Here is a 23,094-nt window from a genome sequence, read left to right on the forward strand (position 1 = left end):
GAGACACCGGGAATTTGCGGCGGATTTCCGCTGGTGATTTAGTGGCTGGTTTGTAGTGTTCATGCGAATAGCATGACGCTCGACCAAAAGCTGGCCATTCTCGCAGACGCCGCGAAATACGACGCTTCCTGCGCCAGCTCTGGCGCAACGCGTCGGGATTCTGTTGGGGGTAAGGGCGTGGGGTCTGCGGGAGGTGCGGGGATCTGCCACAGCTATGCACCGGATGGGCGCTGCATTTCGCTGCTGAAGATCCTGCTGACCAACCGCTGCCTTTACGATTGCCACTATTGCATCAACCGCCGGTCGAGCAATGTGCGCCGGGCTGCGTTCACGCCGGAGGAGGCAATTTCCCTGACTCTGGATTTTTACAAGCGGAACTATATTGAGGGGCTTTTCCTGAGTTCCGGGATTATCCGTAGCGCGGATCATACCATGGAGCAGGTGGTGCAGGTTGCGAAGACCCTGCGGGAGGTTCATGATTTCCGGGGTTACATCCACCTGAAGACCATTCCTGAAGCGTCGCCGGAATTGATCGAGCAGGCGGCGCGTTACGCGGATCGCATCAGCATCAATCTGGAGCTGCCCAGCCAATGCAGTCTCGACCGGCTTGCGCCGGAGAAGAATCTCGGCCGCACCAAGCAAGCGATGGGCCGGATCCGGGTGAAGCTGGAGGATGCGGCGGAGCAAAAGCGAACGGGGGACAAAAAGCTGCGGCACGCCACCGGCCAGAGTACTCAGGTCATCGTGGGAGCGGATGGCGCGACCGATGCGGATTTCCTCGCGCGCTCCGATGAACTTTATCGGGCGTATCGCCTGAAGAGGGTATATTACTCCGCCTTTAGTCCGATCCCGGAACCTTCGTCGGTCTTGCCTCTGGCGGCCCCTCCCTTGGTCCGGGAACACCGTTTGTATCAGGCTGACTGGCTGATGAGATACTATGGATTTCGTAATTCGGAGATCCTGACCCCGGAGGAGCCGAACCTCGATCTGTCGCTGGATCCGAAGCTCGCTTGGGCGTTGAGGAATCGTCAGGAGTTCCCGGTCGATCTGCAGAAGGCTCCGCGTGAGCGGATTCTCCGTATCCCGGGTATCGGGGTGAAGAACGTCGACAGGATCCTGCTTATTCGCCGCCACACTTCGATCCGTCTGGAAGATCTGGTTCGGCTGCGGATCTCCCTGGAGAAAGTGAAACCCTTCCTGATTACCGCGGATCATCATCCCGCGCGCTATCTTTTAGATAGCGACCGGCTTCTCGCGCGCTTCCGGCCGAAGCCCACCCAGCTCGAGCTCTTTTGATGATGCGTTGTGTGGATCCAGGCCCGGGATTTGACACGTGGCGAAGCGCCGCGCGTCGGCTGATTGGTGAAGGCGTGCCCCCGACAGAAGTGCTATGGGAGAGCGATGGCATGGGCAGTCTCTTTGGTGACGAGGAAGCAGGCGCTCCGGAAACCATTAAGCTGGTGGTGTCCCCTGCGTTCATCGAACTGGCCCGGGCAGTGTCTTGCCATGCGGACGGAAGGCGTTGGGCTCTGCTTTACCGAATCCTCTGGCGGATTGCGAAGCTGGGAGAGCGGAGTTTGCTGGAGATTGCAAGTGATCGAGACGTGGCCCAAGCACGGATGATGGCGAAGAACGTGCGGCGTGAGATTCACAAGATGCACGCCTTTGTTCGGTTTCGGAAGGCCGGCGAGGATGAAACAGGGCGGGAGTGCTTTGTCGCTTGGTTCGAGCCCGATCATTTTTGTATCGAACTCGCGGCAGGCTTTTTCGCGAAGCGATTTGCCAATATGAATTGGTCCATTTTCACGCCGAAAGGGTGTGCCCATTGGATGGGGGAAGAGCTGAAGTTTTCACCCGGGGTGGAGCGCGATCCCTGCAATGATCCCGATGCAATGGACGCGATCTGGCGGACCTATTATCGCAGTATTTTCAATCCCGCCCGCCTCAAGCTGAAGGCAATGCAGGCCGAGATGCCGAAACGTTATTGGAAGAATCTGCCCGAGGCGGAATTGATCGAAGAGCTGACAAGGTCGAGTGCCAATCGGATGAGCGGCATGATTGCAGAGGAAGCCCGCGTGGTGCGGCCCGTTCCGCGGAATGCCTATTTAGGGCGACTGCAGGATCTGTCCGCAGTGCCGGAGATCAGGGAACCTGCGGAAGCGTCCATCCAGGAAATCGCGCGGATGGTGCAGGCTTGCCGGCATTGCCCGCTTTGGGAAAACGCGACTTGTGCCGTGGCAGGTGAGGGGCCGGCGGATGCGCGGCTCATGATCGTGGGTGAACAGCCGGGAGATCGCGAGGATCTGGAAGGGCGCCCTTTCGTTGGTCCGGCTGGCCAATTGCTAGACCGAGCGATGAAAGAGGCAGGCTTGGATCGAAATGGGGCGTATATCACGAATGCCGTGAAGCACTTCAAGTGGGTCCCGCGAGGAAAGATCCGCCTGCACCAGAAGCCCTCCGCAGGGGAGATCGACGCTTGCAAACCATGGGTGCTCGCGGAGCTAGCTAAGATTTCCCCCGATGCTTTGATCCTGCTCGGTGGTACGGCCGCACGTTCCTTATTGGGAGCCGGTGTGCAAATTACGAAGATGCGGGGGATCGTCGACGCACCGCATTTGGCGAAGCGGGTGATACTCACCGTGCATCCATCTTATCTCCTCCGCTTGCCGGATGAAATGCGGAAGGAGGCTGAGTTCAGGGCCTTTGTGAAGGATCTGAGCCTTGTCCTGTGAAGGACGTGGATCAGGGTTCCAGGCGATAGCCGACACCTCGCACCGTGATCAGATGCACGGGCTTGGAGGGGTCTTTTTCAAGCTTGGTTCTCAATGCCGCGATGAAGTTGTCGACGGTTCTGGTGCTTGGGTAGGCGTTGTATCCCCACACGACATCCAGGAATTTCTCGCGGCTGACGGTTTCTCCCGGATGGCTCGCCAGAAGTCGGAGCATGCCGGCTTCCTTCGAAGAGATCGGCTGATCCTTGTGATTGCGGTGAAGCATGTTGCGCCCGAAGTCGATTACCGCATCTCCGATCGATAGTTCGTTTCCGAGGGCGTGCTCCCGTTCCTTTCGGCGGAGCAAGGCTCTCACACGCGCCAACAGCTCGCGGAGGCTGAAGGGCTTCACCAGATAGTCGTCGGCACCGCTGTCGAGGCCCTCCACCCGGTCATCGACTTGCCCCTTGGCGGTTAACATGAGAACCGGCATGGTTTTTCCCCGCTTGCGAAGTTCCCGGCAGAGCGCGAACCCGTCTAGCCCTGGCATCATGACATCCAGCAAGGCGAGATCGAAGGGCTCCGTGCATGCAAGCTCGAGTCCCGAGATGCCATCCTCTGCGGCAAGCACGCGGTAGCCCTCTGCCTTGAGGGTTTCCACCAAGGCGGTACGCATGGGGGCTTCGTCTTCGATGACCAGCAGTCTCATGCGGAAATGGGGATGCGCAGCGTGAAGGTGCTGCCTTCGCCGGGCTTGCTCGCTACAATCACGGTGCCGCCGTGGGCTTCGGCGATGGACTTCACCAAGCTGAGGCCGATGCCGGTTCCTTGGGTCTCGCGGCGGAGTTCGTCGCCCGGTCGATAGAAGCGTTCGAAAATTCTGGCCTGTTCATCCTCCGGAATCCCTGGCCCAGGATCGTTGACGGACAAGGTCCAATCATGGAGGACCTCGTCGATCGATAGTGAAGTGAAGATCGTGCTGCCCTTGGGCGAAAACTTGATCGCGTTGTCGAGCAGGTTGACCAGAGCCTGCTGGATCGAATCGGCATCGACGCTGGATTCCACGGGGGTGATCCCGGCTTCCAAGGAAATCTCCCTCTCCTTGGCCAGCGGCTCCATCACCCGGAGGGTATTCTTCACAAGCGCGGCCAGATCGCAGGATTCCATTTTCCAGACCTTCCGGCCTTGCTCGATCCTCGCGTGGTCGAGGACATTTCCTACGAGTGTGGAAAGCCGTGCTCCCTCCCGTGCGATGAGCCGATGGAATTCCTTCGCCGTTTCAGGCGGGACCTTTTCTTCTTCGAGAGCATCCGCCATCAGTCGGATCGAGGCGACCGGTGCCCGCAGTTCGTGGGAGACGCTGGCGACGAACTGGCTTTTCATCTCGTTCAGCTTCCGCTCGCGCTGGAGGGTGCGCTGAATCAGCAGCAGTCCCCAGAGGCAAATGCCTGCCGCAAGTGCGACCAGCGAGATGATACGCCTTTCCTGTCCCCGGGCTGCCGCGGCCACGGACTCGGGAGACTTCAGGCTGACATCCACCCTGAGTCCCCGGGCAAAGGCGACGGGAGCGGAGCGGAAGGGGGCGCTGGTGGTGCCGGCGCTGTTTTCCAAGGAGAGCCTCGCGAGGAAATCCCGATGTTGAAGATTGCCCAGTTCTCCGGAGATCAATCCCTGCACCGTCTCCGGCGCGATGAACTTCGCGCCTTTTTCGTCCCGCTCCAGCCACCAAGGCTTCTCGCCTTCAAGGATCCATCCGGTGCGCTGTTCGTGGTCCAGGAGCGCCAGAGCCTTTTGGCCACGCCGCCAATGACGGAGGGCTCCGCTACCTTCCGGGTCGAGCTTTGCCAAACCCGTCTCGGTGAGAATCGATGGGCAGTCGTGGACGAGCAGCTCCTCTAATTCCTTCGGCGGCTGCTCCTGTGGCGCCAGTTCCATGATTCTCAGTGTGGCCAAAGCGCGGCGTGGCAGGCCGGCCGGGGAGTTTCCCGCTTCCGGGGAATCCCTGAGGGCCTTCAGCGCCGGGATATCGCTACCATCAAGTACGAGATCCATCGGAGATACCGAGCCCGGAGCCGGAGGATCCGGGTAGCGAGGAGCAGTTTCCACTGCCTCCGGCAAGCGGCGAGCCAAGCGGTCTGCCACCGCCGTCGCGTAGAGTTCCGCTTCCCGACCGAGATCTTCCCATACGGCCCGCTCTTGTGCCCGCGCGCCGCGCCACGCCAGCGCGGCCAGAAGGGCAAGCGGGACAAGAACGATAAGAAGCTGTCCCACCAAGGAGAGCGATCCGGAAGAGCGCTTCATTGGTTGCCGGGGCGAGGCACTGGAGGGGATGGCCGCGGACGGGGTTGTCGCTGGATCGGCTGTCCGGGCTGTCCTGATGAGACCCGGACAACATCCCCATCCCTTAAGAAGACAGAGTCCGACGACAGGGCTGCTGAAGTCTCACCACCGCGGGTGATTTGAAGTGAATCAAGAGGCCGATCTCCGCTCAATACGGTGCGGGCCTTCATGCTCTGTGAGCCTGCCGGGGGCTGCATGGGAAGCCATCCTGCGGCTGTTTCGATGTAGATGGGTGCCTTGTAGGCGAGTGGCTGCAGAGAGATGTTCCCCTGCGCGTCGACGAGTTGGATTTTCCCCTCGAGCATCTTCGAGAGCAGGAGTTCTTCCTGCGGGCTGAAGCCCCGCCAATCTTCGGCGGGCCGATCCTTTCTTACGCGAAGCTCCACGACGTCTCCCGCTTGGAGGATGATATCGAGTTTCTTGCACTCCTCAGCAGGCTGCCCGGCATTCACCTCGGCGATGGCCTTCGACCAATCGATAGCGAGCACTTCCTCCGTGCCGTCCTCCCGGAGACGCCGAATTCCGATCTGGCCAAGATCCGGGTAAGGAAGCACTGGCATGCTGCGACTTTGCAGGCGGCCCATGAGGATCCCGAGCGAGCGGATTTCGTCTCCTGAAAAATACCGCGGATCGATCGCGTCCTTTCCCCCGTAGGCCTCCACCAGCAGCTGTGCCAAAGTGGGCAAGCAAGGGACAGGAGGAAGGTCTTGATCCTGCCGGACGTAGGCTGGGAAGAATGTTCGGTAAGGAAATCCCGGGGCGCATAGTTCCACCACCTGCTTCCGGCGCTCCTTGAAGCGTGCTTCCATATCGGGCGGGAGTTCGAGGTTCAGTTCATCTCTGTCTTGCAGAGGGAACTTCGATGCTTCCGCGGAGGGGTAGGCCATGCGTAGGACGGGCCAGTCTTTCCTTGTCACGGAAATCGTGATCCCTGCGTCGGAAAGCTCGTCGAACTTTGAGAAAGGAGTATTCCACAGGAGATCCACCAACTCTCCCGCATCGCACCATGGAATCTCATTGCTCGTGACATCGTAGATGAGGCGATTGCCCAGCATCCGGTAGATTTTCTTCTCCCCGCCGATGCCAATGGAAACAGAGGCAGAAAGATGCCTGTGATAAAGCCAGGACACTTCTTCGTTGCTTCTTGTCGAACGCTGGTCGTCGTCGAATTCAATCACATCTCCCCATTCCAGCACGGGAGGCAGCTCGGATTTGGTTAGATTGACCGGGATCTCAAGATAAGAGCCATCCTTCCGGAGACGCATGATCGTCGCGCTTTGAAGCGAGGAAATCCCGTTCGGCATCGTATTCAGAAGTGTCGCCAGCTTGTCGTAGAAAGAAGCGAATGGTGGCGGGCTAGCTTCGCCCTCTTTCCTCGCGAGTTCATTCTCGCGGTCATACACGTTCAGGCGGGGCAGGATCGCGGTAATCGCCGGACGGCTGGAGAGCTCGGGATAGACGAAGCGGCGAAGCATCAGCTCCCTGTATCTCGGATTCACGTTGGGAAAGCGGGACCGGATCGAATCCTCCGAAGGCCTGGCTCCGCGTTCAATCAGCATGGTCAGGAGCGGGATCGGATCCTGATTCTCTAGTTGGATCTCCGGGCTGGAGGAAATCAGAGCGTCGATCAAGGGGACCGCGGCCGGGTTGTGGAGGATTGGGAAGGTGTAGGCATTGGGATCCATCCCGGCATCGAAGAGCAGGCCGAGGATGTCCAGATTGCCTTGAATGGCTGCTTTCTCGAGCAGGCTCTTCCGGTTCACTCCGGCCTTGGCCGCGAGCAGGGCTTCCACCGCCGCTTTGTTTTCTTTTAACACTGCCATCTCGAGAGGGGTCGCCCGACTCCAACCAGGAATGCCATCATCCCGGTGCCATAGAACCTCCCGGTTTGCATCGGCTCCCCCGGCCAACAGGCGCTTTACGATCGGAAGCATTTCCGGATCTTGGGAAGATACCGCGTAATGTAGTGGCGAGACATTGTAGTCCGGTGTGGTCAGATCGGGCTTGGAGCCCTGGTCCAGCAGGTAATTGGTGGCGGGGATATTCCCGCATGCGATCGCTTCGTGAAGAGGCGCTCCCCGCAGCTTGCCCGGTTGGGTCGATACGGTCGTTTCGGTGGGCATGTCGTTCAGATCCGCGCCGGCTTTTACCAGATCGCTTGTGACCTCGGGATTCCAGTCGGAACTGCTGGCTTTCACCGAAGTGGAGAGGGCATGGATTCTGTTAGGTTCGAAGCCTTTGCTGGCAAGGAGCAGCTTCAGGATTTCCACCCGCTTTCCGCGCACGGCATTTTCCAAGGCCATGTCGGCGATGTCCGCGGGTGGCGAGCCCTTCGCTTCAAGAATTTCCTTGCAGACACTGAGGAAGCCGGCGCTCGCGGCATATGGAAGTGCATTGGTCTTGTAAGGATCTTGGCCAAGGCCGATGAGATATCCGATTACCTTCGACCATCCCTTTGAAGCGGCTTGCTCCATGATTGATGAATCACGCAGCACGTCGGGTCCGCTCACCGCCAAGGCTTGCAGACGGCGGAGTTCGGCCATCTCCTCATCCGAGGAGAGATCCCCACTGGCCGGAACCTTCGCACCGAGTGCGGCGAGGTTCTCAGCGGCGAGCTTGGTCTCGGGTCCGGCGGCGGGAAACTCGCGGATCAGGCGCTGATAGAGTTGGATGGCCTCATCCTTGCGGCCCTGCTTCCGTCGCACTTCGGCCAAGCGGAAAAGCGCGGTAGCGGCGAAGGCACGTTGCTGATCGAGTTTGTCGAGCAACTCTTCGTACTGCTGTGCAGCCTTGTCGGGCTCGCGGCTGACTTCCTCCGTATAGAGGGCATCGCGGAGGAGGTTCCGCAGGGATTCGTCCTCGGCTCGCAGGTTGGCGAGGGGAAGCAGCATCGACAGGGCCATCGGCTTGGAGAAGCGGGTCAGGTTGCTGGACATGGGACGACAATGCCTGTTTAGGGCCTCCGGTTTGTCATGGAATCGTCATGAGTGCAAGATAGGTCCGTGGCCGCTCGATGGAGGGTGCTTGTAGCAGAAAACGCGGAGCATCGCGGGCGGGGTGGTTAGATGAACGGGCGTGGCCGGTGCAGCATGGCTTTGTTCCGAATTACCGGATTTCCTCATGAAACTCGCCCCAATCCTTGTCCTTTCCTTTTGCCAAGCCTCTCTCGCAGGCACGATCATCACCGCTCCTGAGGCCGCGCCGATGACTTCCGGCGGTTTTGAAAATGCCCGTCGCCCGATCAGCAATCCGACGCTCTTTGATCTGGCTCTCCCCACGACCAACATTCACCCGATCGTGATGTACCAGCGGCTACCCGATGCTGTGAACACCACCTTGGGGCAGCTGCCAATGGGAGGTGACGTTCAGGTCTATGCATTGCAGTTCGAGATCGCCTTCAACGAGCGGCTCTCGCTGGTCGCGACGAAGGACGGCTACGTCGACATCAATCCAGATACGCAGCCGCTGTGGTCGGATGAGTCCGGCTTCGCCAACCTCGGAGCGGGTCTCAAATACGCCTTCATCTATGATCCTGCCACTTCCACGGCTTTAAGCGGGACCGTGACCTTCGAGTTCCCGACGGGAAATCATGATGTCTTCCAAGGGGAAGGCGATGGTGCGGCAAACGTGATCGTTTCCGGGCTAAAGCTCTGGGATGATTTCCAAGTGGCGGGGGCTGCCGGGCTTCATCTGCCTTTCGATGGCCAAATGGCGACGACCTCATTTGTCAGTGCCCACGCCAGCTATGAAGTCTCGCGATGGTTCATACCGCTGGTCGAGGTAAACTGGCACCACGTTTTGGAAGCGGGAAATGGGCGCTCCAATTTCTTCAGCCAAGCAGGCGGGGCGGTTCCGGTGGTTGCGGCCTTCGAAGGTGCTGATCTCCTGAACTTCGGTGCATCCAATGCCTCGCAGAACCGGGACTTTGTCACTGCCGCGGTCGGCTTCCGCTCGCGCGTGAGTGACAGCGTGGATCTGGGTTTCGCCTATGAGGTTCCGCTTACCAGTGAGGAAGACGGGATCATGAAGGATCGCTTCACCGTGGATCTTGTCTGGAGCTTTTAGGTCGCCTGTTCCCAGCGCTTGGTCATTGCCTCCGGGCCGGGTGTCGATAGCGTCGCCGGTGTGAAAGAGAAGGCGATTTCCCTGCTGCAGGAATTGACGGAGGCCCACTCGGTGCCCGGACACGAAGATGAGGTCCGCGCGATCTTCGTCGACGAACTCGAAGACTGCGGGGAGCTTTCGGCGGATCGCACGGGCAGCGTGTTCTGCGAGCTGCAAGGGGAGGGACCCCGTGTCCTGGTGGCCGGTCACATGGATGAGGTCGGCTTTTTGGTGCAAAACATCACGCCGGACGGCTTCATCCAATTCCTGCCGGTAGGCGGGTGGTGGGAGCACAGCCTTCTTTCCCAGCGTGTCGAGATCCGCACGCGCGCGGGTGAGAAGATCATCGGGGTTGTGGCTTCGCGCCCGCCGCATTTCCTGCCGGAGGCCCAGCGCCGGCAGGTGATGACGATCGATCAGATGTTCATTGATGTCGGTGCCACCTCACGGCTGGAGGTCGAACAAGAATTCGGCATTTCGCTCGGAGATCCTGTTGCCCCGTGGTCGCCCTTCACCCCGCTGCAGCGTGAGGATTGGTACATGGCGAAGGCCTTCGACAACCGCGTGGGTATGGCGGGGACCATCCAAGCGGGGAAGATGCTTTCGGCCGGAGCCCGACCTAACAAAATCATCCTGGCCGGCACGGTGCAGGAAGAAGTAGGCCTGCGGGGGGCGAAGACCGCGGCCGTTCATGCCAAGCCGGACGTGGCGATCATTCTCGAGGGTCCACCCGCAGACGATACACCCGGCTTTTCCCGAGCGGAAAGCCAAGGGCGTCTGGGTGGTGGCGTGCAGATCCGTCTTTTCGATCCCTCCGCGATCATGAATCCGCGCCTCGCCGATCTGGCGATCCGGACCGCGAAGGACGAGGGTATCCCGCATCAGGTGACCGTGCGCCGGAGCGGTGGGACGGATGCCGGGTCCTTCCATCTTTCCCAGAATGGGGTCCCCTGCGTGGTGCTGGGCGTGCCAGCGCGCTATATTCATTCCCACAATGCGATCATCGACCTGAACGACTACCTGCACCTGGTGGCGCTCACCTCGGCTCTGGTCCGTCGCTTGGACGATAGCACGGTGAAGGGGCTGACGAGCTTCCTCTGAGGTGCGTTCCTTGTCTTGTCATCGGGGCGGCGGCTCCCTAGGCCTCGGGGGTGCTTTCCGGCCCCGGTGAACTACTCCTCGCGCTACTTGCGGCGTTCTGCATCGGGATGTCGAAGGCGGGCTTCAGCGGGATTTCGCTGATCTCGGTCTTCATCATGGCGGAGCTTTACGGCGTGGTGCCTTCCACGGGTATCGTGCTGCCGCTGCTGATTTTCGCCGATGTGGCGGTCTATCCGGCTTTCAAAAAGTATGGGAGCTGGAAGCCGGTCTGGAGTCTGCTGCCTGCCACGGTGGCAGGCCTCGCCATAGGCTGGTGGCTGCTAGGGGTGATTACCTCGGAGCCCACCGCCCGCAGAGTGATCGGTGGCTGCATCTTGGGGATGGTCCTCTTGCAGGCTCTGCGGATCTGGAAGCCTGCGCTTTCGGATCGGCTCGCGCATTCCCGTTCCTTTGGCTCGGCTGCCGGCGTGGCCGGGGGCATCACCACCATGCTGGCCAATGCCGCGGGACCGGTGATCCAGCTCTACCTGCTGTCCCGCCGGCTTCCGAAGATGGAACTACTCGGAATCGGAGCGCGCTTTTTCCTGCTGGTGAACATCATGAAGCTACCGCTCAGCGGAAGCCTCAACCTGATCACTCCGGTGACGCTGATGGACAACGCCAAGTGTGTGCCCGGCGTGGTAGCCGGGATCCTCATCGGGAAATGGCTGATCCAGCGGGTCTCCCAACGGGTTTTCGAGTGGATGGTGATCAGCTTTGCTGTCCTTGCCGCGGGGCGTCTCCTGTTCTTTACGCCCGACCAGCATCGCTCACGACCGGCGGCGGTGATTCAACTCCTGCCAGTTCTGGAAAGCGAACAAGGCGAGGAATAGCGCGAAAAAGGGGCCTTTCCCCGAGGCAAACAAGGCCACCGCCCCGGCAATGGCCACGCCCATGCTGACCTTGAGGCTCAGCTCGATCCGGGACGGGCCGAGGATCGAAACCAGCAAGCGGCCACCGTCCAAAGGAATGACCGGAATCAAGTTGAGCACTGCCCAGAAGATCGAGATGCCAGCGAGATCCCCGAGGAAGTGAGCGGCGAAGGGGGAAATCGTCCCGCGGGTCTTCATGTAGATGAAGAAGAAGATCACCCCGAGGACGATCTGGACGGCTGGTCCTGCCGCCGTGACGAGGAAATCTTGCCAGCGCGAGAAGCGGGCGGCCGGGAAGATGGCGTAGCCACCGAAGGCATGGAGAGTAATGGCGGTCTGTGCTCCGAATTTCCGGCCGGTGAGTGCGTGGCCCAGTTCGTGAACCAGAATGGAAATGAAACCTGCCAGAACGAAGAGGAACATCACCAGAATCCCTTCCTGCGTGGCTCCATCCCCGCCACGAGGTGCTCCAAGGATCGCAAGGGTGATCCAGAACCACGGCTGGATCTCCACTGGAATCCCGAACAATGTAAAACGAACCATGTCTGGAAGTAGGTCAGTTGGAGAAACGCTGCAAGGATAGTGGAAAATTGCCCAATGATCCCAATGGGCCGGCGATGGCGGGAAACAAAAAGGCCGCCCTTTTTGGAGGCGGCTTCTTCTTTGTCGAGCAGTCCGCCCGGCGGATCGGGGAGTTGACCCGCCGGACGGCTGACACACACACACTGACACACGAACTCTGGGGGAAAAGTGGCAGCTTTGATCGGGGGGATTCTCTCGGCTGCCGGTGTCTCGATGACCTTCTTCGGGATCGGGGGGCGTTCCTTCAGTTGGTCGATGTAGCCCTTTGCGGTCTTACGGGGGGTGGTCGAACCGCTCGTGGCTTGGTCCCTTGCGGGACGGGCGGAGTCAACGGCTGTTTGCTTTATCTGGCAAGACTTTTCTTGAGAAGAAAATGAGCGATTTCCTATATGATTGCCATTTTCCGACAGTCTCGATTTCCATGATCGTCAATCTAACAACTCATTGAGGGACAATGGAATTTTTTCAAGTCGTTAAGAAAAATTAAATACCAACTAACTTGGAAAATGCGCAAAAATCGGCTTTGTGTTCATCTAAGTTGTCATCTATGACGGCCAAAATCGGCGATACGAAGTCGATTGAAGCGGAAGCAGAGGCGAAGGGGCACTACGGCCCCCCGGAAACCACAGCGTTTTGAGCCTCTATCCCACAGGGAAGGGCTCTCGCCACGCATCTCCCGAAGGCTCAAGGAGAGACGCTTTCTGACGCCGCTACGCCCCTTCTCCGAGCGAAGCGGTTCCGCTGCTCACAGACTCCAGCGTCCAGCCCCAAGCTTCGCGCGCGAAGTGCGAGAGCCTTCTTTGGGACTACTTCTGCTCCGCGGCACCCTTCTTCGCCTTCGGGGCGCGTTCGGGGAATTCGAAGCCGATCTTGCCGGTGGCAAGGTCGAGCGTCAGGTGGGCGTCAAAGGGGCGCTTGGTCTTGTTCGAGACGAAGCCCTTGATGAGATCCGTCTTTCCGGACGCCAGAAGCTTGAATGCCTGATCCACGGGGATCTCCTGTTTCAGGATCGAACGTCCCAAGCGCAGGCCTTCGGGATCGTTCTTGGTCTTCATGTCCGGGACGATGAAGGCCTTTTCCGTTCCGTAAACTTTTACGCTGCGGCCATCGGCCAGTGTCGCATTGCCAAGCACCATGTCCTCGGTGAGGTCCACGATCTTGTCTTCCTTGCCCTCGAAGACGAAGTTCACCTTGAACTTGTCATCGAGTTCGAGGCCGGCGTCGAAAGGCTTGTTGAACTTCGACTTGAAGCCTTCCAGCGGGCCGACGAAGCGCTTGCTGAAGAGTTCTGCGGCCTCTAGTTCGGCAATGAGGCGGCCGGCGATGTACTTCTTCATCTTGAAGCCGCAATCCACGGTCCGGCACTCGTAGGTGTCGTCCGTCTGCTTCAGGCCCTTCGCGCCGCATTTCGGGCAGGTGGCTTGAAGATCGGGGAAGGCGCGGTTCTTGATTTCAGCGGCGAGGCTCTTGGCGCGGACGACGATGTCGCGCGTGTAGTCCTCGATCTCTTTCATGAAGGCGGCGCGCTGCAGCTGGCCGTGCTCCATCTGGCGGAGTTTGAACTCCCACTCGCCGGTCATGCCGGGAGAGGTCAGGCCGACGATCTGCATCTCCTTCAGGATGTGGATCAAACGCATGCCATTCGGAGTGACGTGCAGTTCACGGCCATCGCGGACGATGTATTTCTGGGCGAGCAGGCCTTCGATGATCGCGGCGCGGGTAGCGGGTGTCCCGAGTCCACGCTCGGACATGGCTTCGCGCAGGGCTTCATCATCGACGAGCTTGCCCGCGCCTTCCATGGCGGAAAGCAGGGTAGATTCGGAGAAGCGTGCCGGGGGCTTGGTTTGCTCATGGCGCACCTCGATTTCCCTGGTGTCCGCCTTTTCGCCATCGGCGACAGCGGTGAGCTCGTCCTTGCCGGAGGCAACGCCGGGGCGGCGACCGTAGACTTCGAGCCAGCCGGGCTTCACCAGCACGCGGCCATCGGTGCGGAAGGTATCCACGGCGTCCGGGCTGGTGATACGGGTCAGGCGGGTCGTCTGCTCATATTCCGCATTCGGGAAGAAGACGGCGATGAAGCGCTTCACGATCATATCGTAAAGCTTCTCTTCAGCCTCACTGAGCTTGGCGATCTTGCCGGTGGGGATGATCGCGAAGTGATCGGAGACCTTCGAGGAATCGAAAACACGCTTGGATTTGAAGAAGCGCGGGCCGTTCTCGGCCTTTCCTTCCAGCACGGCACGGGCGTATTGCGCCACGGGCAGGTCGGAGCTCGCGATATCCCGCAGGGTCTCGCGGACGGTGTCCCCGTAGTCCTCCGGCAGGTAGCGGGAGTCGGTACGGGGATAGGTGATCATCTTGTGCTTCTCATACAGCGCTTGGGCGAGCTGGAGCGTGCCCTTGGCGGAGAAGGGGGCCTCACGCTGGAGCGTGGTGAGGTCGTAAAGCTGCGGGACGATTTGGGACTGGGCCTTCTTTTCCTCGGAAACGGCACCTTGTTTCCCTTCGCAACGGGCCTTGATGGCGTCTGCTTTTTCGAGATCCCAGATGCGCTCCTGGCGACCGTGGGGATTGTCGTCCTTCTTCCACGCCTCGTCGATCCAGCGACCGGCGTAGTCACCGGCAGCGACGTCGAAGGTGGCGTGCACTTCATAATAGGGGCTGGGGACGAAGGCTTGGATTTCCGCTTCCCGCTGGGCGAGGATCGCCAGCGTCGGAGTCTGCACCCGGCCCGCGGCAGTGATATTGAAGCCCCCGTGGCGGGAGCGGAAGCAGGTCAGGGCGCGGGTGGCATTCAGGCCGACCAGCCAGTCGGACTCGGAGCGGCACTTGGCAGCATCGGCCAGCGGGCGCATTTCCTCGTCGGACCGGAGGCGCTCCCAGGCATCCTGGATGGCCTGATTGGTCATGGACTGCATCCACAGGCGCTTCACCGGCTTGCTGACGCCGCCGATGTCCATGATGTAGCGGAAAATCAGTTCGCCTTCGCGGCCGGCGTCGCAGGCATTGACGATCAGGTCGACGTCCTTGCGCTTGGCCAGCTTCAGGACCTGTTTCAATCTCGGCTCGGAGTCCGGGATCGGGTCGAGGTCGAATTGTTGAGGGATTGCGGGCAGCACGTCGAAATTCCACGGGAGTTTTTTCCCGTTCGGGCCGGTGGGCATGCGGAGCTCCACGAGGTGGCCGACGGCAGAGGTAATAATCGCCTCTTCGTTCTCAAACCATGTGTCGCGGGCTTTCCCTTCTTTTTCGAATTTGCCGAAAGTTTTCGCCAATGCCCGGCTGAGGTCGGTCATGACGCTAGGTTTCTCGGCGATGATAAGGGTCTTTCCCATGGGTTGGTCGGCTGGCTCCGGGCCGAGGGACTAGACGGCGAGGCGGCGGCTTGGCAAGGGGATTCCGGGAAGGAATCAGCGATCCCCGTAGGGGATGTTTTTTCAGGGGGGCGAAAAGTGGCGGTTTTTGTGGCTTGGTCCCGAAAGAAAAAATCCGGCGAAAAAGGGGTCGGTCAATCCATCATTCTTTCATCGGCCAGAGCTTCCAGTTCCCATTTGAAGCGTTTCACCTTGAGAAAGTTAAAGAGGTGGGTGGTTGCTACGGCGCTGATGATAAACAAGACTTCCAGTAGAAAGGCCCATCCACTTCCCTGGCTGAATGCCTTGATGATGCCGCCCCAGACAAACGACAGGGAGAGGGCGAAAAGACCCTGAACCCCGAGTTCCAAGCCCAGGCAGGGTGCCAAGTGGCGGGTAGCGATGCGGTAACGGGTCCCGGTGATCAGCAGATCGAAGGCGACAATCATCGCGAATCCCAGCAAGGCAGCAACCAAGGCGATCGAGCCTGAAATGAGCCAGTTCGCCTCGATTCGACCTTCCGCGCCAAGCTGGGCTCCCTGAATGGCCACCGCGATCCAGCCTCCCGCCCACAGGATTGCTCCCGGCACCCCGATGAATAGACCTGCAAGGTGGCGAATGAAGGGCGGCATGGCGGAGCGAGGGCGACCTAATCGGGAAGGTGTGTCTCTGTGGCTTCAAGAGCCTCGTACTCCTTTTCCCATCGCTCGATGCAATCTTTGAGGCGTTGGTAGAGCCGGGTCATTCCCAGAATCGCGAGGATCGAAGCGATGGAAAACGCAGCAATGGTTGCCGCATCCCCGGCTCCGATTCTTCCGACCCAGCCCACGGTGAGGCAGAGGGAGAGGATGGCGGCCAATTGGAGACCCAGTTCCATGCCGATCAATTCCGGGAGATGGTCGCCGACGACCCGGCGGCGGTTTAAAGGGGAAATCATCTCATCTGCCGCCACCATCAGGTATCCAACGCAGACCGAGACGACCGCCAACCCGAGATTTCGCAATTCCGGGAACGTTGGGGGGCTTACCTTCAGAAAGGCGGTGAATCCGAAGAAGGCGCTGCCAATTCCGCCCGCGATCCACAGGAGCGAGCCCGGGATCCCGAGGAAGAGCCGGGTCAGGACTGTAAGGAGAGAGGGTATCCTTCAGAGGCTATCTCCGGATCGAGGAGAGAAGATGAAGAAGTGCGGAAAATCTTGTCGGCAGTGGCCGCCGCGCGGCCTTGGGGAGGCTCCGTCGCCTTGCCTGGTGGAAGATGCGTAAGTTACACTTGCGACGGTGCCGTGGAGCGTCGGGCCTCTTTCCACGCGCGCAGGGTCGCACTGTGCTCGCGCTCCCACTTCAGCCGGAGATCGAAGCCGAGCCGATGGAGAAGGAAAGAGAGCGGGATGGAAACCGAACTCACGCCGAGCGGGAGCAGCGCCCCTTTTCCTTCCTGAGCAAGGAGCTGGTAGCCTCCCGGGATCAAGCAGGATATGGCGATTACTCCCGCGATCTGACCGGCGAGAGCCACCGCATTGATGATCACGAGACGAGAAACCGGCAGGTGATGCCGGTTTCCATGAATGAAGAGCCTGCAGCCAATGAGCATCCCGGAGCCAAGAGCGGTAGCGAGAACACCGCCAATCGAGATCAGCGCAGCTTCCTGCCACTGAGAGGAGGCGGCGGAAGCGAGCGCTGCCGCCATCAGGCCGATCGTAATCAGCCCGCCAAGCCAAAGCGCGAGGCCGGGCAGCCCGATAAAAATCGTGGCGATCAGGCGAATGGCGGGAGGAGGCATCGATGGCAAGATGCCAGCAAGGAAGCCCGCCGGTAAAGTCTGCTCATTCCGCCGGTAATTCCACCGATTGAGTGGACACGTGTGCTGCTTTCCAGCGAGCCCGGAGGCCGAGGGAATACCGGTGGATCCAGATCGCCACCACGCATCCCGCAAATCCGGCGAGGAACAGTAATGTAGGCGCCCACGGAGAGATCGTTCCCAAATCCCAGAAGGTCAGGAGCGCGGAAATCGAGATCCCGAAAGAGGTGACCCCCAGAATCTGTAGCAGCAACTCCATCCCAATGCAGGGGAGGATGTGCTTGCCAGGCAATTGGTATCGGCGTCCGGACGTCAGCAAGTCGAACGCCGCGATCATGGAATGGCCGAAAGCGATGAGGGCGATAGCGACGCCCATAAATGAGACTTGGATGATAAGGGCATCCGGCGGAGTGCCATTGAAAATCAGCGCAGGAATCGCCGCGGAGTAGGAAAGCAGCAAGATCGCCCCGAAAAACCACATTGCTGCTCCCGGGAAGACCAAGAAAAAGCCGGCGACGAAACGGACGAAAGAGGGCATGGATGCGGGCTGGTTTGCGGGGACGAAAAGAAAGGCAGTCGGTGATGGAGGCTTAACAGTATGTTCCTCATTGCGGAAGAACTACGATCCTTCCTTGTCCGGTCTCCCGGTCCACTGCTCCTTCCATTCCTGACGTATTCTTTTCTGCAAGCGATCGTCGGAGATCTGGACCGCGATCGAAGCGGCCATGAAGGCCAGCAAGGTCGCCCCGCTCCGGACGGAAGCGGCGTGGTTGTCCTTTGCGAAAGACGAACAGAGCACGACGACCTGTGAGATAATTCCTGCCAGAAAGATCCAAACGGCGATCGGATTGATCAGGCTCAGAATCCAATCCTTTTTGTTTTGGGGAACCCTAAGGGCACCCGTCAGGAGATCGCGGGCCAGCACCATCAATCGACCGATAAGGAACGCAGCCAACACCACGGGCACGGCTAGAGCTGCAAGAAGGTCGAGCGCCGATCCTCTCGAGGATACTTCTCCCATGGCGGAGATCAGGAAAAACCAAGCGACAATCTGGAGCAGTGAGCCGGGGACGCCGAGACACCCATTGAACAAGAAGCTCCGGAGCCTGTCGTTCATATCCGCCGATCAGCCTGCGGTCTCCCCGGTGAAAGTGTTGCTCGTGAAGGCTCGCAGCATTTCATGTTCCCTGCTTGGGCGAGAGAGGGGACGGCGATGAGGTAAACGAAGAGTTCCTCCGGTATCCAGGAAAAGGGTGAAGAGAAGCTGCCCCATGATGTGGACTCAGCGTTTCACGTAGCGGAAGCCTGGCAGCGCACGGACCAACTTCCGCATCTCCAGTTTCATCAAGGTGGCTGTGACCACCGGGGCAGGAAGGCCGGTGGAGTCGATCAGCCGATCGACACCGGACTCTCCTTCGCCAAGGGCAGTGAAGACCCGGGCCTCTTCCTCAGGGAGTTCGGGCAGGGCTGCGGCTTCTTCCCCGGACGCAGCGGCAGAGCGCGCGAAAGGGAGCTCGCCAAGGTCATCGATGATATTTCCTCCATCCATCACCAGCGTCGCTCCATCGCGGATGAGTTGGTTACAGCCGGCGGAAGAATCCTGATCGATTGGCCCGGGCACCGCGAAGACCGGGCGGCCGTATTCGCTCGCGAGATTTGCGGTGATAAGCGATCCGGAGCGTTGCGCGCATTCGGTGACCAGCAAGGCACGCGACCAAGCGGCGACGATTCGGTTTCGCTGCGGAAAAGTCTGTTTGTCCGGCGGGGTATGCAGGGGAAATTCACTGATCACGGCACCGTGTCCGTCCGCGATCTTCTCGGCGAGCGGGAGATTTTCGGCGGGAAAAAGTTTTGCGAGCCCCGAGCCCAGGACGGCCACGGTGCGACCGTTTGCGGCGAGAGCGGCTTCATGCGCGATGGTGTCGATGCCACGGGCGAGGCCGGAGATGATCGTGAAGCCTGCATGGGCGAGCTGGAAGGAGAGCTTCTTCGTCGCTTGTCTCCCGTACATCGTGAAGCGTCGTGTGCCGACCACCCCGATGGCGTGGCGGTCCCGCTCTTCCAGCTTGCCCCATACGTAGAGGAGGAGCGGGGCATCGTATGCTTCGCGGAGGGCAGGGGGAAAGGACGAGTCGCCGGGTGTGACGATCGATAAGCCGCGTTCCTTCACTTCCTGTAGTTCCGCCACGGGGTCCGCGTGGTCTTGCCACTTTGCCAAGATTGCCGCCGTATCCTCGCCGATGCCATTGATGCGGAGCAGTTGGTCCTTTGATGCCGCGAGGATACTCTCGGGACTCCCGAAATGCTCCAGCAAACGCCGCACCCTTACCGGGCCGATCTTCGGCAGCAGGTTCAGGGCGACGATGGCTTCGAGCGGGGACATGGGGAAATCGATGGCGGATACCTAACAAAAAGTCACTCGCTCTTTCTCCATTGCGAGAGCTGCTCGGGGAAGGGGCATTCCGCGCAGTCGCTGGCGTCTTCCAGGCAGAAGTCCCGTTAAATCTGGATCATGGCCTGATGATGTGCCGCCTTCTTCAGCCATGTCGCCGCGGCTTCCTCGCTGCCGAAGAGCCGGATCGCGCAACGCAACACGTGTTCATTGATCGCGCCTGCCGGGAGCTTCAGGTAGTTCTCGAAAGGCTCATCCTCATGCAGGGCGAGGGGAAAGAGATGATTCGCTAGCAGCTCGATGGCACGGGCCTTGCCGAAAAGGGCCACGGGGCGAGCCGTGGTCGTGGAGGAAAGCGTATGGCGCTTCGTCCAGAAGGGATCATCGAGCTTTGAGAGGTAGCTAATGAGGCCTTTCACATCCAAGGGGCGGGAGAAGGCGAGCTTGCGGAACTTCGGCCAATCCTTCGCCAACGCGGCAAGCGCGGCGACTCGGCGGTGCGGATGATTGGCCGGGCGCTGTCCGCCTGCTTTCCACGGGATGGCGTGAGACGACTCCCATCGTCCACGGGCTTTCCACCAGGTATCCCAAAGAGCGCGCAAGTGCTCGCGTGTGTCGGCCGGTGCTTTTTCGTGAAGGTCAGGCGAGAGGAAGCCTGCGGCGCCAAATAACAACGCTTCGGTTTGGCCATTCGATTCACGCAAGGCGGCGACCGGCATGCGTTGGGCAAGCAGGCGCATTGGCAGGGCATTGGCGCGATACCCCAAGGTCTCTGCGACTGCCTGATAGAGTGCGGCATCGCGGCCATGGGCATCCGCCGTGCGCAGGAAGCGCGCAGCTTTCAGGGCCGCCCGATGGGTCGCGGCTTCCCTCAGGAGCGAGGCGACTGCGATGGCTGGCATGTCTCCGAGCGGCCGCACGCAGCGGCCCGGACGGGCGATGGCGGTTTCACGTCTCGGGCGGAGCAAGGCTTCTTCGATCTGCTGCCGGGAAATCGTTACCCGGCTCACCCGGCGGTGTCCTGCCGTGCGCGTAAAGCTTTCCGCGCCACTGCTGCCAAAGACCACGTGCAAAATGGTTTCCTCGAAGGCAGGGTCGGCTCCGTGGCCGTGTGCCTCCCAATCGGAAGGCCGCAGGTCGAGTTCGACGGGGCCTTCCTTCAGTACCGCGCCGATTTCAGCTGCTGCATGCAGGAAGTCAGGTCCGGCGGAACGGTTCCATTCACCGAATTGTACGATGCGTACCGTAGCTCCGGAGTCATCCTGGAAATCCCTCCCGAAGGCACCGGAGAACCATAATGCCTGGAGCTCCAGTTCCGCTGGCAAGGGCGGGTGCGGCGACTCGGCCACGGTGACGGGCCCATCCCATGCAGCGCTGAGGAGACCGCGGTAGTGCATCACTTCTTGGGAGCGGGTGGCTCGAGGATATTCAGCCAGGTAGCGGGAGCGGACACTTCCGGAATGTCGAGGTTCAGCGTTTGGGCACCACGCAGGAGCTTCACGGCGGCTGCATTCCGGCCCGCGGCGCGATCCATGGCGGCGATGTGCATGTCCAGTCGCAGGCGGTCCGGCTTGGAGGTGTAGAAGAGCTTCGCTTTCTGGAAATCCATGGCGGCGACTCCTGTCTTGTGCTGCTCCACATTCATCAGCCCCACCGCCTCCATCATCGGGCCGCTCTTCAAGCTGGTGGCCCCGGTGCGCAGCATTTCCTCATACTTCGCAGGGTCATCTTTCCAACGCATTTTTGCGATGCGGATGGCGCGGTAGGCGCGGTCTTCTTCAGCGAGTTCTCCCGATCCATCCAGATGCAGGAACGGCCGGTAGAGCGGATCACCTACCACGATGTTCTGCCAGGAAAGCACGGGCAGCGCCATATAGGCCGCCTCTACCAGCGAGTATCCCGCCATCAGGCGCGCTTCGAAGATATCGAAGTGGTGCGTCATCTGGAGAAATGGTTCGTAGACATTCCCGAGGGTCGCCGCTGCTCCACGCGTCAGCAGGGGGGCGACCCAGTTTTTCGCGGGATCGCGCAATTGAGCCGCGCTGAAGGAATGCAAATGCGCCGCCACGGCTCCCTTCTTGAATTTGAAAGTCGTGTTCAGGAATGGTCCGCTAACATTCCAATCGTACCAGCCGAAATAGATAGCGGTATCTCGCAGCGGATAGTTCAGGGGCAGCGTCTCCGGAAAGCGATCGGCCATCGTGGGGATCCCTGCCTCGCGATGGTAGCGCACGATGTTTTCCAGGGCGGGATCTCCTTCCGGCGACTCCGCGAATTTCTTCGAGAAATCAATCACCGCCATTCCCCAGAGGCCGGTTTTCTCGGTCTCAACCGCGTCCCGGATCATGCGCTCGCAAGTTGCAAGCGAAGGGGAATCGATGCGCCCTACCAGGGTCATCGGCAGGCCTGTTTCGGCGATGCTTTTCTCGACCTTGTAATAAGGGTTGTTTAGTGCTCCCTTGATGGGAAGGCCTTCCATGCCAAGCAGGGCGAGTTCGGAATCCACCGCTGCCTGGTTTGCCTGCAGGTAGGCTGCCTGATCTTCCGGCTTCGGCATCGGCAGGGTGGGATCCGCGGCGACCCTGCTAGGGACGCCCCGCATGCAGACCAGCACGCGGATTTTTGAGTTCAGGGGCACGACCTGCCCCTCCGCGCTTTTCGAGCGGGTCCACCATTTCCGGAGGTCGTATTCCTTGACCAAGGGGGCCTTCAACAACTTCTCGAAATCCGCGCGGGACATCTCCTCGGCATCCGGCAGGGGCAGGCCGATGAGATTCTCTTCAGGGATCTTCCTGATCCCGGCGTAGTACTCGGCGAGAGATTTGGAATCCCTCGAAGAGGAGTTATAGAGGATTGCCACCGACTCGACGTCGAGCGGTGCCGGCGCTGCCTTCAGCGCCAGAGTGAAAGATAACAGAAAACCGAGAATCCGGATCACCCGCAAACAATGACTGGAGCACCGCCCGAGGCAAGCCGGGGAGAATGCGAAATCTCCCCTCTTGTCTTACCCTCGGATCTTCAATCCGTCATAGGCGACCTGCACGCCATCCGGGAGGATCGCCGAGAGCTCGTGGTGGTCACTCTCATGGCTCAGGTGGGTGAGATAGCCGCGCTTCACCCCGGCCTTGGCAATCACCTCAAGGGCCTCGTCCGTCGACATGTGGGTGGGGTGCGGCGCTGTCCTGAGAGCGTCGATGATCAGGATGTCCGCCTGGCGGAGCAGCGGCATGGTTTCCTCCGGCACCCGTTTCACATCGGGAATATAGGCGATCGAGGGATGGCCGGAAGATTGGAAGAGAAAGCCGTTCGTGTCTGCTTTTGCGTGCACCACTGGCAGGGGAGTGATCTCCAGGTGGCCGAGCGTGAAGGGGCCCTCGATGATCTTCGGTGCGGGTTTGATGTAGCCGCGATAGATGTTCTCCTCCGAGAAGGCCCAGCCAAACATGTTCTTGATCGTGGCCATGCACTCGGCGGTTGCGTGCAAGGGCAACGGTTCCTCGCGGTGCCAGCAGAAAGCACGGAGTTCATCGAAGCCCACCACGTGATCGACGTGGGAGTGGGTATAGATCACCGCGTCTACCTTGGTGAGATTCTCACGCAGCGCTTGTTCCCGCAGGTCCGGCCCGGAATCGACCAGAATCGAAAGATCACCGGAGCGCAGGTGGATCGATGAACGGGTGCGCTTGTTCCGCGGGTCTTCCGAGTGGCAGACCCGGCAGGGGCAACCGATCACCGGCACGCCCACGGAGGTTCCCGTGCCCAGGAAAGTCAGTTCAAAATCCGCCGCCATCGATTCTTGGCGG

19 protein-coding genes are annotated in these 23,094 nt (G+C 60.1%); 5 read left to right on the forward strand and 14 right to left on the reverse strand.

The annotated features are described in order from the left end of the window. Positions 1-72: 72 nt before the first annotated feature. Together HHL09_RS17685 and HHL09_RS17690 are read left to right on the forward strand one after the other, a co-directional pair. Positions 73-1,296, forward strand: coding sequence for a putative DNA modification/repair radical SAM protein (locus HHL09_RS17685; protein ID WP_169455963.1), 1,224 nt, complete (start codon positions 73-75; stop codon positions 1,294-1,296). Beyond that, positions 1,293-2,732: a UdgX family uracil-DNA binding protein gene (locus tag HHL09_RS17690; protein ID WP_425491511.1), complete on the forward strand. Its 1,440-nt coding sequence runs from the start codon at positions 1,293-1,295 to the stop codon at positions 2,730-2,732. Before HHL09_RS17685 ends, HHL09_RS17690 begins: the two co-directional genes overlap by 4 nt. Before the next feature lie 10 nt (positions 2,733-2,742). On the opposite strand, the gene HHL09_RS17695 is transcribed toward HHL09_RS17690, so the two are convergent. Genes HHL09_RS17695 through HHL09_RS17705 form a run of 3 tightly spaced genes read right to left on the reverse strand, consistent with a single transcriptional unit; the run spans position 2,743 to position 7,987 of the window. Further along, positions 2,743-3,420 carry a response regulator transcription factor gene (locus HHL09_RS17695; protein ID WP_169455965.1) on the reverse strand — a complete coding sequence of 226 codons (678 nt, stop codon included), beginning with the start codon at positions 3,418-3,420 and terminating at the stop codon, positions 2,743-2,745. Further along, positions 3,417-5,012, reverse strand: coding sequence for a sensor histidine kinase (locus HHL09_RS17700; RefSeq protein WP_169455966.1), 1,596 nt, complete (start codon positions 5,010-5,012; stop codon positions 3,417-3,419). The genes HHL09_RS17695 and HHL09_RS17700 overlap by 4 nt, the downstream gene beginning before the upstream one ends. Then, positions 5,009-7,987, reverse strand: coding sequence for an ankyrin repeat domain-containing protein (locus tag HHL09_RS17705; protein ID WP_169455967.1), 2,979 nt, complete (start codon positions 7,985-7,987; stop codon positions 5,009-5,011). Before HHL09_RS17705 ends, HHL09_RS17700 begins: the two co-directional genes overlap by 4 nt. Before the next feature lie 184 nt (positions 7,988-8,171). Here HHL09_RS17705 and HHL09_RS17710 point away from each other — a divergent pair, with 184 nt between their 5' ends. From HHL09_RS17710 to HHL09_RS17720, 3 genes are read left to right on the forward strand one after another with little or no spacing between them, the layout of a single operon-like run. Further along, complete coding sequence (locus HHL09_RS17710) at positions 8,172-9,116, forward strand: autotransporter domain-containing protein (RefSeq protein ID WP_169455968.1); 945 nt, start codon at positions 8,172-8,174, stop codon at positions 9,114-9,116. Between the two features lie 18 nt (positions 9,117-9,134). Beyond that, positions 9,135-10,256 (forward strand): M42 family metallopeptidase, encoded by a 1,122-nt coding sequence (locus tag HHL09_RS17715; protein ID WP_240963652.1) that lies wholly within the window; start codon positions 9,135-9,137, stop codon positions 10,254-10,256. Between the two features lie 50 nt (positions 10,257-10,306). Further along, on the forward strand, positions 10,307-11,128 hold the full coding sequence (locus HHL09_RS17720; RefSeq protein ID WP_205760875.1) for a sulfite exporter TauE/SafE family protein: 822 nt from the start codon (positions 10,307-10,309) through the stop codon (positions 11,126-11,128). Here HHL09_RS17720 and HHL09_RS17725 read toward each other — a convergent pair. The 11 genes from HHL09_RS17725 to HHL09_RS17775 all read right to left on the reverse strand — a co-directional run bounded on the left by HHL09_RS17725 (position 11,066) and on the right by HHL09_RS17775 (position 23,081). Next, entirely contained in the window at positions 11,066-11,710 is a 645-nt protein-coding gene (locus HHL09_RS17725) for a site-2 protease family protein (RefSeq protein ID WP_169455969.1), read from the reverse strand. The genes HHL09_RS17720 and HHL09_RS17725 overlap by 63 nt on opposite strands. Positions 11,711-12,555: 845 nt before the next feature. Continuing rightward, positions 12,556-15,084 (reverse strand): DNA topoisomerase III, encoded by a 2,529-nt coding sequence (gene topB, locus HHL09_RS17730; protein WP_169455970.1) that lies wholly within the window; start codon positions 15,082-15,084, stop codon positions 12,556-12,558. 173 nt (positions 15,085-15,257) lie between these two features. Next, positions 15,258-15,734: a hypothetical protein gene (locus HHL09_RS17735; protein ID WP_169455971.1), complete on the reverse strand. Its 477-nt coding sequence runs from the start codon at positions 15,732-15,734 to the stop codon at positions 15,258-15,260. Positions 15,735-15,751: 17 nt separating this feature from the next. Next, the gene (locus HHL09_RS17740) at positions 15,752-16,039 is read right to left on the reverse strand and encodes a hypothetical protein (RefSeq protein ID WP_169455972.1); all 288 of its coding nucleotides are present in this window, start codon (positions 16,037-16,039) and stop codon (positions 15,752-15,754) included. 326 nt (positions 16,040-16,365) lie between these two features. Then, entirely contained in the window at positions 16,366-16,881 is a 516-nt protein-coding gene (locus HHL09_RS17745; RefSeq protein ID WP_169455973.1) for a hypothetical protein, read from the reverse strand. A 43-nt stretch (positions 16,882-16,924) separates the two neighbouring features. Next, positions 16,925-17,437, reverse strand: coding sequence for a hypothetical protein (locus tag HHL09_RS17750; protein ID WP_169455974.1), 513 nt, complete (start codon positions 17,435-17,437; stop codon positions 16,925-16,927). An 81-nt stretch (positions 17,438-17,518) separates the two neighbouring features. After that, a complete protein-coding gene (locus tag HHL09_RS17755; protein WP_169455975.1) occupies positions 17,519-18,016 on the reverse strand; it encodes a hypothetical protein in 498 nt (165 codons plus the stop codon). A gap of 165 nt (positions 18,017-18,181) precedes the next feature. Beyond that, positions 18,182-19,282 (reverse strand): DNA-processing protein DprA, encoded by a 1,101-nt coding sequence (gene dprA / locus HHL09_RS17760; protein WP_169455976.1) that lies wholly within the window; start codon positions 19,280-19,282, stop codon positions 18,182-18,184. A 116-nt stretch (positions 19,283-19,398) separates the two neighbouring features. Beyond that, on the reverse strand, positions 19,399-20,688 hold the full coding sequence (locus HHL09_RS17765; RefSeq protein WP_240963800.1) for a DUF2851 family protein: 1,290 nt from the start codon (positions 20,686-20,688) through the stop codon (positions 19,399-19,401). Continuing rightward, positions 20,688-22,229 carry a TIGR03790 family protein gene (locus HHL09_RS17770; RefSeq protein WP_169455978.1) on the reverse strand — a complete coding sequence of 514 codons (1,542 nt, stop codon included), beginning with the start codon at positions 22,227-22,229 and terminating at the stop codon, positions 20,688-20,690. Before HHL09_RS17770 ends, HHL09_RS17765 begins: the two co-directional genes overlap by 1 nt. A 66-nt stretch (positions 22,230-22,295) precedes the next feature. Next, entirely contained in the window at positions 22,296-23,081 is a 786-nt protein-coding gene (locus HHL09_RS17775; RefSeq protein WP_169455979.1) for an MBL fold metallo-hydrolase, read from the reverse strand. Between the last annotated feature and the right edge of the window lie 13 nt (positions 23,082-23,094).

It is taken from the genome of Luteolibacter luteus, from assembly GCF_012913485.1.
Classification (GTDB): domain Bacteria; phylum Verrucomicrobiota; class Verrucomicrobiia; order Verrucomicrobiales; family Akkermansiaceae; genus Haloferula; species Haloferula lutea.

Bases quoted from the DNA above. Each gene is read 5' to 3' on its own strand.
- HHL09_RS17685 (WP_169455963.1), top strand. From the start codon at position 73: ATGACGCTCGACCAAAAGCTGGCCATTCTCGCAGACGCCGCGAAATAC.
- HHL09_RS17695 (WP_169455965.1), bottom strand. From the start codon at position 3,420: ATGAGACTGCTGGTCATCGAAGACGAAGCCCCCATGCGTACCGCCTTG.
- HHL09_RS17755 (WP_169455975.1), bottom strand. From the start codon at position 18,016: ATGAACGACAGGCTCCGGAGCTTCTTGTTCAATGGGTGTCTCGGCGTC.
- HHL09_RS17740 (WP_169455972.1), bottom strand. From the start codon at position 16,039: ATGATTTCCCCTTTAAACCGCCGCCGGGTCGTCGGCGACCATCTCCCG.
- HHL09_RS17775 (WP_169455979.1), bottom strand. From the start codon at position 23,081: ATGGCGGCGGATTTTGAACTGACTTTCCTGGGCACGGGAACCTCCGTG.
- HHL09_RS17765 (WP_240963800.1), bottom strand. From the start codon at position 20,688: ATGCACTACCGCGGTCTCCTCAGCGCTGCATGGGATGGGCCCGTCACC.
- topB (WP_169455970.1), bottom strand. From the start codon at position 15,084: ATGGGAAAGACCCTTATCATCGCCGAGAAACCTAGCGTCATGACCGAC.
- HHL09_RS17700 (WP_169455966.1), bottom strand. From the start codon at position 5,012: ATGAAGCGCTCTTCCGGATCGCTCTCCTTGGTGGGACAGCTTCTTATC.
- HHL09_RS17745 (WP_169455973.1), bottom strand. From the start codon at position 16,881: ATGCCTCCTCCCGCCATTCGCCTGATCGCCACGATTTTTATCGGGCTG.
- HHL09_RS17750 (WP_169455974.1), bottom strand. From the start codon at position 17,437: ATGCCCTCTTTCGTCCGTTTCGTCGCCGGCTTTTTCTTGGTCTTCCCG.
- HHL09_RS17705 (WP_169455967.1), bottom strand. From the start codon at position 7,987: ATGTCCAGCAACCTGACCCGCTTCTCCAAGCCGATGGCCCTGTCGATG.
- HHL09_RS17710 (WP_169455968.1), top strand. From the start codon at position 8,172: ATGAAACTCGCCCCAATCCTTGTCCTTTCCTTTTGCCAAGCCTCTCTC.
- HHL09_RS17725 (WP_169455969.1), bottom strand. From the start codon at position 11,710: ATGGTTCGTTTTACATTGTTCGGGATTCCAGTGGAGATCCAGCCGTGG.
- dprA (WP_169455976.1), bottom strand. From the start codon at position 19,282: ATGTCCCCGCTCGAAGCCATCGTCGCCCTGAACCTGCTGCCGAAGATC.
- HHL09_RS17735 (WP_169455971.1), bottom strand. From the start codon at position 15,734: ATGCCGCCCTTCATTCGCCACCTTGCAGGTCTATTCATCGGGGTGCCG.